The 5,937-nt window shown below is 72.9% G+C and carries 5 protein-coding genes; 3 read left to right on the top strand and 2 right to left on the bottom strand.

The window, feature by feature from the left end:
* Nucleotides 1–260 precede the first annotated feature (260 nt).
* Nucleotides 261–2,321 (top strand): HelD family protein, encoded by a 2,061-nt coding sequence (locus ACZ53N_RS36090; protein ID WP_469144956.1) that lies wholly within the window; start codon nt 261–263, stop codon nt 2,319–2,321.
* Nucleotides 2,322–2,710: 389 nt separating this feature from the next.
* On the opposite strand, the gene ACZ53N_RS36085 is transcribed toward ACZ53N_RS36090, so the two are convergent.
* A complete protein-coding gene (locus ACZ53N_RS36085) occupies nt 2,711–3,070 on the bottom strand; it encodes an ArsR/SmtB family transcription factor (protein WP_469144955.1) in 360 nt (119 codons plus the stop codon).
* A gap of 44 nt (nt 3,071–3,114) precedes the next feature.
* Between ACZ53N_RS36085 and ACZ53N_RS36080 the strand changes: the two genes are divergently transcribed.
* Nucleotides 3,115–4,338: an MFS transporter gene (locus ACZ53N_RS36080; RefSeq protein ID WP_469144954.1), complete on the top strand. Its 1,224-nt coding sequence runs from the start codon at nt 3,115–3,117 to the stop codon at nt 4,336–4,338.
* A 46-nt stretch (nt 4,339–4,384) separates the two neighbouring features.
* On the opposite strand, the gene ACZ53N_RS36075 is transcribed toward ACZ53N_RS36080, so the two are convergent.
* Nucleotides 4,385–5,083: a copper homeostasis protein CutC gene (locus ACZ53N_RS36075; protein ID WP_469144953.1), complete on the bottom strand. Its 699-nt coding sequence runs from the start codon at nt 5,081–5,083 to the stop codon at nt 4,385–4,387.
* Between the two features lie 58 nt (nt 5,084–5,141).
* Here ACZ53N_RS36075 and ACZ53N_RS36070 point away from each other — a divergent pair, with 58 nt between their 5' ends.
* On the top strand, nt 5,142–5,846 hold the full coding sequence (locus ACZ53N_RS36070) for an HD domain-containing protein (RefSeq protein WP_469144952.1): 705 nt from the start codon (nt 5,142–5,144) through the stop codon (nt 5,844–5,846).
* The last annotated feature ends 91 nt before the right edge of the window (nt 5,847–5,937 follow it).

Genomic DNA, 5,937 nt, shown 5'->3' with positions numbered 1-5,937 from the left:
GCAGGGCGTCCAGGTTGTTCGTCACACAACGATCTTGGACGCCCTGTCTGCGTTCCCGGACACACCGTCAGCATTCGGAATGACTCGTCTAGGGGAGGAGGACGGCGACCCTGAGAAGGCTCGGAAAATCATTCGCGCCCCGATTCCGTGCTGACTACAATCGCCCGTCCTGCCGCCTCCCGAGTCCTGGGAGCGCCGCCGGCCGGACGGAAACCGGCCGGCCTCCCGCTCACCCCTGCCGCACCCCCGGAGGCACCGCCGTGTCCGCGCCCGTCCCGCACGCCGCCCATGACCCGCTCGAGCGCGAGCGCGCCCACCTCTCCTCCTCCCGGTCCGCGCTGCGCGCCATGCGCGCCGACGTGGAGTCCCTCGACATCAAGGACGTGACCGCGAACTGGGTCAACGCCGCCGTGCTGCAACGGCAGATCGAGGACCGCATCACCGCCCTCGCCGACCTGGCACACACCCCGCTGTTCTTCGGACGCCTGGACTATCTGCACGCCCCGGGCGCCGAACAGGCCGAGGGTGCCGAAGGAGAACAGTTCTACATCGGCCGTCGGCACGTGCACGACGCGGACGGCGACCCGATGGTCATCGACTGGCGCGCGCCCGTCTCCCAGCCCTTCTACCGGGCGTCCAAGAAGCAGCCGATGGACGTGCGGCTGCGCCGCCGCTTCGGCTACACGGGCGGCGAGTTGACGGCATACGAGGACGAGGACCTGACCGACGCCGCCGGTGAGGAGCAGGCCAGCCGGCTCCTCCAGAGCGAGATCGAGCGGCCGCGCGTCGGCCCCATGCGGGACATCGTGGCCACGATCCAGCCGGAGCAGGACGAGATCGTGCGCGCCGGGATCGGCGGCTCGGTGTGCGTCCAGGGCGCCCCCGGCACCGGCAAGACCGCCGTCGGCCTGCACCGTGTCGCCTATCTGCTGTACGCCCACCGCGAGCGGCTCGCCCGCACCGGCACGCTCGTCATCGGCCCGAACCGGTCCTTCCTCCAGTACATCGAGCAAGTCCTCCCCGCCCTCGGCGAGTTGAACGTCGCCCAGGCCACCGTCGACGACCTCGTCGCCCATGTGGAGGTGCGCGGCACGGACACCGCCGCCGCCGCCCGCATCAAGGGCGACGCCCGCATGGCGGAGGTGCTGCGGCGCGCGGTGCGGTCGGGGGTGACGATGCCGGTGGACCCGGTGGTCGTCGTGCGCGGCTCGCGGCGCTGGCGCGTCCCGGCGTACGAGGTCGAGGAGATGGTCCGCGAGCTGCTGTCCCGCGACATCCGCTACGGCGCGGCCCGCGAGGCGCTCCCGCAGCGCATCGCGCACGCCGTGCTCGTACGGATGGAGGAGGCCGGCGAGGCCCCCGACGACCGGGTGCAGGACGCGGTGGCGCGCAACACGGCCGTGAAGTCGGCGGTCAAGGCGATCTGGCCGCAGGTGGATCCGGCGAAGCTGGTCCTGCGGCTGCTGTCCGATGCGGAGTTCCTGGCGGAGCACGCGGAGGGGATCCTGGATGCCGAGGAGCAGGCGGAGATCCTCTGGGACAAGCCGGCCCGCGGCGTGAAGTCCGCCAAGTGGTCGGCGGCCGACGCGGTGCTCGTCGACGAGGCGGCGGACCTCGTCGCCCGCACGCCCTCGCTCGGCCATGTCGTCCTGGACGAGGCGCAGGACCTGTCCCCCATGCAGTACCGCGCGGTGGGCCGCCGCTGCACGACCGGCTCGGCGACGATCCTCGGCGACCTCGCCCAGGGCACGACTCCCTGGGCGACCGGCAGTTGGCCGGAGGCCCTGACCCACCTCGGCAAGCCGGAGGCCACGGTGGAGGAGCTCACGATGGGGTTCCGCGTGCCGCGCGAGGTCATCGCGTACGCCTCCCGGCTGCTGCCCACCATCGCCCCCGGCCTGGCCGAGGCGACCTCGGTCCGTGAGGCGGCGGGCGACTTCGCGGTACGGGAGGTGGAGCCGTCGGACCTCGACGCGGCGGTGCTGGCCGCCTGCGTGTCGGCTCTCGCCAAGGAGGGGTCGATCGGGCTGATCGCGGCCGACGCGCGGATCCCCGCACTGGCGGACGCGCTGACGGCGGCGGGCCTGCCGTTCCTCTCCCCCGGCGAGGAGACCTCCGCCGACGCCCGCCTCACCCTCGTCCCGGCCACGCTGGCCAAGGGCCTGGAGTACGACTACGTGGTCCTGGACGAACCGAGCGCCGTCGTGTCCGGCGAGCCGGACGAACGGACGGGGCTGCGTCGGCTGTACGTGGCCCTGACACGGGCGGTGTCGGGGCTGACGGTGGTGCACGCGGCGCCGCTGCCGGAGCAGTTGGGGTAACGGCCCGCTGCGCGGGACCGTTCCGGTCTCCCGGGTGCGGCGCCGTGTCCCGCTGCGCGGAGCGGTGCCGCTGCGCGGGCCTTCGGTTGTTCGGCAGGTGCCCCGCCGCGTCCCGCTGCGCGGAGCGGTGCCGCCGCGCGGGCCTTCGGTTGTTCGGCAGGTGCCCCGCCGCGTCCCGCTGCGCGGAGCGGTGCCGCCGCGCGGGCCTTCGGTTGTTCTGCAGGTGCCCCGCCGCGTCCCGCTGCGCGGAGCGGTGCCGCTGCGCGGGGCGGTCCAGGTGCGGTGTCGGGCCTTCGCGGGTGCTGTGCCAGGCTGCTTCGCTTTACGCCTGGCACAGCACCCGCTCCGACCCGCCCCCTCCCGTGGGTGGGTGGGGAAAAAACCGTGGCCTACCGCCCCATCGCTGTCATCAGCGCGTCCGTGAGGCCGGGGAACCTCGTGTCGAGGTCGGCCTTGCGGAGCTGTACGAGGCGGTTGCGGCCGGCCACGCGCGTGGCGGTCACACCCGCTTCGCGCAGCACCCGCATGTGGTGCGAGACGGTCGACTTGTGCAAGTGGTCGAGCCCGAGGCCGCTCAGGTCGCAGCCGTGCTCCTTGCCGTCCAGAAAAACCGACAACAGCTGCATCCGCACCGGGTCACCCAGTGCGTGCATGACCTTGACCAGCTCGATCTCGTCGGTCGCAGGCTGCGGAAGCCACTCGTCCACCACGTTCTTCTCCTTCGCACCCCACCCGGAATTGTTTGACAATCATCCACCCTTCCCTATTGTTTGACGAGCATCAAACTATGATCATGGGAAGGGACCCCGTGCGCCTCCGCCTACTCCTGCTCGCTCTCGGCACGTTCGCCGTCGGCACCGACACGATGGTCATGGCCGGAATCCTCGGCCGGGTCGCCGACGACCTCGACGTCTCCGTGGCGGCCGCCGGCCAGATGGTGTCCGTCTTCGCGCTCGCCTACGCCCTGCTGGCGCCCGTGCTCGCGACGCTCACCGCCCGCTGGCGCCGCCGCCGACTGCTGCTCACCGCCCTCGCGGTCTTCACCGCGGCCAACGCGCTCAGCGCACTCGCCCCCGATTACCAGGCCCTGCTGGCCACCCGGGTGCTCGCCGCGGCCGGAGCCGCGCTCTACACCCCCACCGCCAACGCCGTCGCCACCGCGCTCGTACCGCCGGAGCGGCGCGGCCGGGCGATCGCGACCGTGCTCGGCGGGATGACCGTCGCCACGGCTTTGGGCGTACCGCTCGGCACGTACGTCGGCCGCGCCGACTGGCGGCTCACGATGTGGCTGGTCGTCGCACTCGGGGCCGCGGCCCTGCTGGGCCTGGCCGTCTTCCTGCGCGAACTCCCCGCTCCGGCCCCGGCCGTGGGCCTGCGCGAGCGGCTGGCGCCGCTGCGCGAGGGGCGGATCGTGGCCGCCGTGGCGACGACCTTCGTCTTCTTCGTCGCCTTCCAGGCCGTCTACATCTACCTGGCCATCGCGATGCGCCCGGCGACCGGCGACGAGGCGGGCCGGCTCAGCCTGATCCTGCTGGTCACGGGTGTCGCGTCGGTCGCGGGCAGTTGGCTCGGTGGCCGCGCGGTGGACCACTGGGGCATCCGGGCCGTTCTGCTCGTCACCAGCTCCGTGGCGGCACTCGCCTTCGCCGCCCTGCCCTGGCTCGGCCTGACCATGGTGGGAGCCCTGATCTATGCCGCGGTCTCCCCGCTCGCGGGCTGGGCCTTCTCCGTCGCCCAGCCCCACCGACTGGTCTCCCTCAGCCCGGCCCACGCCCCCCTGCTGATCTCGCTCAACAGCAGCGCCCTCTATCTGGGCATGGCCGCGGGCGGCGGCACGGGCAGCCTGGCGATGACCCTGCTGGGCGAGCGCTGGTTCCCCCTGGTCTCAACGGCCCTGGCCCTGGCGGTACTGGCACTGGCGGCAACCACGACGTCCCGGCCCGCAGCACGGAAGGTGGCGGGTCGGAGGCCCGCGGAGGCCCGACACCGCACCACTTCAAGCCCGTCCAGCGATTGAGGACGCCCCGCGCGGCGGGAAACGGCGGGGCACCCGGCAAACAGCCTCAGCCTCCGAGGGCCCCCCGCCAAACCGCAACCGCAGCCGCGGAAACCGGCGCAGCCCACCCCGCAGGGCGAGCCGCCCCGCCAATATGGAACGCGGAAATCCCGGCTCCGAGCAGCACCGGCACATGCTTCAACTGGAGCCCGCCGCCCACGAGGATCCGCGGCTCGTACCCCGGCTCGTCCCCGCGTGCCGCTTCCGCGACGAGCGTCGCGAGACCGTCGTCGACGCCCGACGCGGAGCCCGCGGTGAGGTAGGTGTCCAGACCGGGCTGGTCGGCGAGCTGCTTGCGCACGGCGTCGCGGTCGGCGGCCCGGTCGATGGCCCGGTGGAACGTCCACCGGGCGCGGGGGCCGACGGCCTCGGCGAGGCGGGCGACGGACGGCAGGTCGGCCCGGCCGTCGTCGGTCAGGAAGCCGAGCACGAACTCGTCCGCGCCTTCGGCGGCCAACGCCCTGGCGTCGTCGCACAGCGCGTCGAGCGCCGCGGCGCCACCCGCCGAGAAACCGTCGGTGGCCCGCAGCATGACGCGCACGGGGATGTCGACGGCGGCCCGTACCGCCGCGAAGGTCTCGAGGGCGGGCGTGAGGCCGTCGGCGGCCATGTCACTGACCAGTTCGAGGCGGTCCGCCCCTCCGGCCTGCGCCGCCACCGCGTCCTCGACGTCGAGCGCGATCACCTCAAGAATTGGTCTAGACATGTAGGACAGCCTGCCATATCCGCCGTGCACGTCGAAAGCCGTGCTCCACAATTGGCCTATGTCAGCTACGCCCGTACACCCGTCCGGCCCCGCGCTGCGCATCCGCTGGCGTCAGACCGTGGCGAGAGCCCGCGCCGCGGTGGGCCCGCACACGGCGGTCCCGCACGTGGCCCACCCCGACCCCGACCCGTACGCCGACGATCTCCTCGCGCGCTGGGCCGAACCGCAGCGCCGCTATCACACGGTCGACCACCTGCTGGCGGTCCTCGACCGCGTCGACGAGCTGGCCGAGCACGCCGACGACGCCGACGCCGTCCGCTTCGCCGCCTGGTTCCATGACGCCGTCTACCGCCCCGACCGCTCGGAGAACGAGGAGCGCAGCGCTCGTCTCGCCGAGCGCGCGCTGCCCGAACTGGGCATCGACCAGGCCCGCACGGCGGAGGTCGCCCGGCTCGTGCGGCTCACCGTCGGCCACGACCCGGCCCCCGGCGACTGGAACGGCGAGGTGCTGTGCGACGCGGATCTCGCCGTCCTGGCGGGGTCGCCGGAGGACTACGCGGCCTACGCGGCGGCCGTCCGCGAGGAGTACGGATTCGTGCCCGACGACGCCTTCCGCGAGGGCCGCGCCGCGGTGCTGCGACAGCTGCTGGAGCTGCCACGGCTGTTCCGCACTCCGTACGGGCACGAACACTGGGAGCCGGTCGCACGACGGAATCTCAACTCCGAGCTCGGACTGCTGGGCACAGCGTCCGAGGGGCCCTAGGTGTGTTGTCCCGGGACGTTGGTGACACGCGTGCTGGGTGCTTGAACAGGTGAGGGCCTTCTGGGTTCGGTGTGGATTGCGACGTCTGCAC

Source organism: Streptomyces sp. NPDC033229, from assembly GCF_055576875.1.
The sequence above is the reverse complement of the archived record's forward strand: the minus strand, read 5'-3'. Positions and strand labels throughout refer to the sequence as shown.

Bases quoted from the DNA above. Each gene is read 5' to 3' on its own strand.
- ACZ53N_RS36080 (WP_469144954.1), top strand. From the start codon at position 3,115: ATGGGAAGGGACCCCGTGCGCCTCCGCCTACTCCTGCTCGCTCTCGGC.
- ACZ53N_RS36075 (WP_469144953.1), bottom strand. From the start codon at position 5,083: ATGTCTAGACCAATTCTTGAGGTGATCGCGCTCGACGTCGAGGACGCG.
- ACZ53N_RS36070 (WP_469144952.1), top strand. From the start codon at position 5,142: ATGTCAGCTACGCCCGTACACCCGTCCGGCCCCGCGCTGCGCATCCGC.